The 3,591-nt window shown below is 31.4% G+C and carries 4 protein-coding genes; 1 reads left to right on the forward strand and 3 read right to left on the reverse strand.

Annotation, left to right across the window (positions count from 1 at the left end):
- Window positions 1-1,084, forward strand: a 1,084-nt coding sequence (gene lysA / locus KPL50_RS26090) for a diaminopimelate decarboxylase (protein ID WP_216301403.1), incomplete at its 5' end; no start/stop codon positions are given.
- A 217-nt stretch (window positions 1,085-1,301) separates the two neighbouring features.
- Here the strand turns inward: lysA and KPL50_RS26095 are convergent.
- The 3 genes from KPL50_RS26095 to KPL50_RS26105 all read right to left on the reverse strand — a co-directional run.
- Entirely contained in the window at window positions 1,302-2,255 is a 954-nt protein-coding gene (locus tag KPL50_RS26095; RefSeq protein ID WP_216301405.1) for an IS3 family transposase, read from the reverse strand.
- The gene (locus KPL50_RS26100) at window positions 2,195-2,878 is read right to left on the reverse strand and encodes a helix-turn-helix domain-containing protein (protein WP_216301404.1); all 684 of its coding nucleotides are present in this window, start codon (window positions 2,876-2,878) and stop codon (window positions 2,195-2,197) included. Before KPL50_RS26100 ends, KPL50_RS26095 begins: the two co-directional genes overlap by 61 nt.
- Window positions 2,879-3,092: 214 nt before the next feature.
- Window positions 3,093-3,591: cation transporter dimerization domain-containing protein (locus KPL50_RS26105; RefSeq protein ID WP_290443301.1), on the reverse strand; the 499-nt coding region annotated here is incomplete at its 5' end.

The raw sequence follows: 3,591 nt of genomic DNA on the forward strand, positions 1-3,591 counted from the left end.
GTGTGAAATTATAAAAGGTGAAGGTTTATATTTAGATGTAGTTTCTGGGGGAGAATTGTATACTGCTTATAAGGCTGGATTTCCAATGGAAAAAATATATTTTCATGGTAATAATAAAACAATTGATGAAATAAAAATGGCAATAGAACTTGGAGTTGGAACTTTTGTGGTAGATAATCTTCATGAAATGGAAATTATAAATGAAAATGCAAAGGAAAAAGGTATTATACAACGGGTTATTCTTAGAGTAACTCCTGGTATAGAAGCTCATACTCATGATTACATAAAAACTGGACAGATTGACTCAAAGTTTGGGTTTACTATATTAAAAAATGAGCTTGAAGAAGTTATAAGGACTGCTTTAAGTTTACCCAGTATAAAACTTGCAGGACTTCATTGTCATATAGGGTCTCAAATTTTCGAGGTAGAACCTTATAGAGAAGCGGTAAATATAATGACAACTGTAATTAAACATATAAAAGAAAAATTTAATTACGATATAGAAGAATTAGATTTAGGTGGAGGATTTGGCGTTTATTATGATGAGGGTGATGAGCCTAAGGAAATAGAAGAATTTTGCTCAGTTATACTTGAGGAGACTAAAGTTCGCTGCAAAGAATATGGAATAAAACAGCCCATTCTTGTTATAGAACCTGGTAGATCAATTGTAGCTAATGCAGGTATAACACTATATACTGTAGGTGCAATAAAGGATATTCCAGACGTTAGAAAGTATGTGGCAGTAGATGGTGGAATGACTGATAATATAAGACCAGCTTTGTATAATGCACAATATCAATGTGTGCTTGCAAATAAAATAAGTGGACCATGTATGGAGGTAGTTACTATTGCAGGTAAGTGCTGTGAAAGTGGGGATATACTCCTTGAGGGTGTTAAGTTACCAAAGGTGAATAGTGGAGATCTTATGGCTGTATTATCAACTGGTGCTTATGGTTATTCAATGAGTAGTAATTATAATAAAATACCTAAGGCTCCAGTAGTTTTAGTTAATGAGGGTAACCACAAAATAATATGCAAAAGACAAACATACAAAGACATGATTAGTAACGAAGTGTGTTTATAGGGTAATGAAGTATAGAAGTATTAATATTTTCTCAAAAAGTCTTTTAGCCGGTAAGCTGCAATGTGATATATATCTTTGAGTTTAGGGTATTTTTAATAAAGATGTTGATAATATGAAAAAATTAAGGGAACCCATCTTGAACTGCCCCCTGTCAAGTAGACAGTGGAAATAATTAAAGATTTCAAGTAAGGCGTCTATCATTTGGTAGGCGCTTTGTTTATGCTGCATTACTCAATAGATATCGTTGATATTCTATTGGTGTCATGCACTTTAAACGTTTCTGATAACGTCTATTATTATAATAGTCTATATAGTTCTCAGTAGCTTTCTTTAAGCTTTCATAGTCTTCAAATTTATGAAGATAATACATCTCCGTTTTTAAGATTCCCCAAAAACCTTCCATTGGTCCATTATCAATGCAACGCCCAACCCTTGACATGCTCTGTGTCATTCCAGCTATATTTAGTTTTTCTTTAAATATTCTTGAAGTATACTGGAAACCTCGGTCACTATGAAATATTGGTTTAGCATCAGGATATGCTTTAATAGCAAGATTAAAGGTGTCATAAACCAATTGATTATTATTAGAATGACCAATGACATACGAAACAATGCTTCTATCACCTAAATCAAAGATTGCACTTAGATAAGCCTTTTGGCCACTTTTCCCATATTTAAACTCGGTTACATCTGTAAGCCATTTTTCATTGATTTGTTCTGCTTTGAAATTTCTAGATAAAATATTTTCTGCAGTAACTTCAGGCGTTGACTTAATATAATTATATCTTTTCTTTCTGCATACGGACTTTAATCCTATTATCTGCATAAGACGATAAATTCGTTTATAATTAACTGTTTTATTATATTCTCTACGGATTTTAATCGTCATCTGGCGATAGCCTAAAATACCATCATTTTCCTCATATAGCTCGCAAATAAGCTTTAATAATTTTTCGTTTTCCATTTCTCGATTGCTTTTTTCTCTGTGTAGCCATTTATAATATGCAGAATGGCTAACGCCGCCTAAAATGCACAACTCAGTTATAGGAAATTTTTTTTCATTAGCTAGTCCTTGAATTGCAAGATAAGTATCTTCGTATCTAACTTCGCTTAATATCGCCTTCTTTCTATCTCTTGGATTTTTTTTAGCAGAGCATTTTCCATCTGTAATCTTCTATTTTTAGCTTCTAAAAGCTTATATTGAGCCTTTAGCTTTTCATCTTCTGTCATTAGTTCTTCAGCTTTTGGCTTTCCACGTCGGTCCACAAGACCTTCAATACCAAACTGATTATACTTCTTCATCCAGGTATAAATCTGAGGATAAGATACCTGATATTTTTCAGCAGTTATATTATAATTGTTATTGTTTTCAATACAGTACTTTATGATTTCAATGCGTTCATAATAAGAAGTTTTACGTCCATTGGTCATTATACAGTTTCCTCCTACTCCAGAAGATTTTATATTTTCATGACCATTATACTTCTTTATCCAATTGCATAAAACTGTATTTGAAGAAATATGATACTTAATGCATAAATCATTCAGTGAGCCATGTCCATCAAGATATTCATTTACAATGTTAATCTTAGCTTCGGCAGTATAAGCAGTATTTTTGTTGGAATGCTTTAACCCAGCTTCACCTTCTGATTTATATCGTATTACCCATTTTTGAAAAGAACTTTTATGCACTTGAAGTTTCTTGCATAAACTTAACATACTAGCTTTTCCATTTAAATATGATGTTACAGCCTTGATTTTTTGTTGGTCTGAGATAATTGATTTTCTTCCCATAAAAAATAGCTCTCCTTATAGTAAACAGTTTTATTATTTAACTGTCTACCATAAGGGGAGCATATCATCTTGGGTTCCCTTGATTTGTATTTCAGTATATTATAGTTTATTTTCTTTTTCTAATAAAGTAATTCTTAATTTTAAGAATTACATCTCCTATAAGGGTTCCAAGTAATGAAATGAATGTATTTGTAGTAATATATACCTTTTGATTTTATACTCCTATATAATCTCTATCTATTGTCATAACAGCATTATAATAAGGGTAAGATTTTTTAAGAGCTATATTAATGTCAGCTTGAAGTTTAAGCTCATCACTTTCTGAAAATTTAGGATCGAAATCAATTACGACATCAAAAATTAAATTTTTATGATTACCTTCGCCTACAATTCTAAAGTCATGAATTGATTTTATTATAGAAAAGGATTTTAATATATTTAAAAGCTCTAAGCGAGATGCGTTAACTTCCTTGTCAGTTTTATTTATAGGATCCATGTGAATAACTAAATATAGGCTAAATTCATCAGAAATTTTTTTTTCAGCTTCGTCTATAATTTCATGGATTTTAACTATAGACATATCACAAGGAACTTCAGCATGAATAGATCCCATACATCTGCCGGGGCCATAGTTATGTATAACTAAATCATGGCAACCTGTAATATGATCAAAGGATAGTAATTTTGATCGAATTCCGTTTACGAGTTCTATA

Source organism: Clostridium sp. CF012 (assembly GCF_018861755.1).
GTDB lineage: Bacteria > Bacillota > Clostridia > Clostridiales > Clostridiaceae > Clostridium_AD.